Genomic DNA, 1005 nt, shown 5'->3' on the forward strand with positions numbered 1-1005 from the left:
GGCCCATTTCGGGCGTCAGAAGGCCCTGATTCCGGCCTTCTGGAAGTAAACCAGCCGCTTCAGGTTGTAGCAGGCCGCCATCATCGTCAGCGCAAAGTTCGCCCGCGCCTGGCCGATGGTGCGAAGCAGCTTGCCACCCATCTGCTCGATAGCCCCGAACACGTGCTCGACCCGCGCGCGCGTCTTGGCGATGCGCTTGTTGCGCCGCTGCTGGCAGTCGGACAGCGGCTTGTTCCGGTGGCCCTTGCGCTGGATCTGGTTCCGGAAACCGTTTTCCTTCAGCCAGGCTTCGCGCTCCGCAGACGGGTAGCCCCGGTCGGCATAGACGTCCCGGCTCGTGTTGGCGGCGTCGAACACGTTGTCGAAGTGCTGGCTGTCGTGCGTGCTCGCCGTGTCGGTCTCGATCTTGCGGATGATCTTGTATTTCGTGTCGACGTTGATGGAGAGTTTGTAGCCGAAGTGGCTCTTGCCGTGCTTCTTGGTCCAGGTGGCGTCGAGGTCCTTCTGGCGCCGCTTGGCGGGCTTCCAGCTGGCCGGCATCGCGCCTTGCTCGATCAAGGCCTTCTCGCCCCGGCTGGTGTGCTGCTTGGGGGCCGGCACCAGGGTCGCGTCGATGATCTGCCCGCCGCGGGCGATGAAGCCCTTCTTGAGCAGTTGCGCCGAGACGCCGTCGAACAGCGCCTTCGCGCCGGCTTCGCCGATGCGGTTCTCGAAGGTCCAGACCGTGGTGCGATCAGGGATGTTCGTCGCGTTCGCCAACCCGCAGAAGCGCTTGTAGCTCATGCGGTCGAGCAGTTGATACTCCATCTGCTCGTCCGACAGGTTGTACAGCCGCTTCAGGACCAGGATGCGCACCATCGTCTCGGTCGGATACGGCGGGCGGCCACCCTGAGGGCTGACCGGCCGGGGCGCGATGCGATCCACCTCGGCCGCCAGCGCCGCGAAGTCGATGTAGGACTCGATCTCGGCCAGCGGATCACCCAGGGTGTCGATCTTCTTGCGGTG

At 64.9% G+C, this 1005-nt stretch carries 1 protein-coding gene; it reads right to left on the reverse strand.

Annotated features, from left to right (window positions below):
* Window positions 1-15: 15 nt before the first annotated feature.
* Window positions 16-1005, reverse strand: a 990-nt coding sequence (locus tag GH681_RS23255; RefSeq protein ID WP_228112068.1) for an IS5 family transposase, incomplete at its 5' end; no start/stop codon positions are given.

It is taken from the genome of Zoogloea sp. 1C4 (assembly GCF_009469605.1).
Classification (GTDB): Bacteria; Pseudomonadota; Gammaproteobacteria; order Burkholderiales; family Rhodocyclaceae; genus Zoogloea; species Zoogloea oryzae.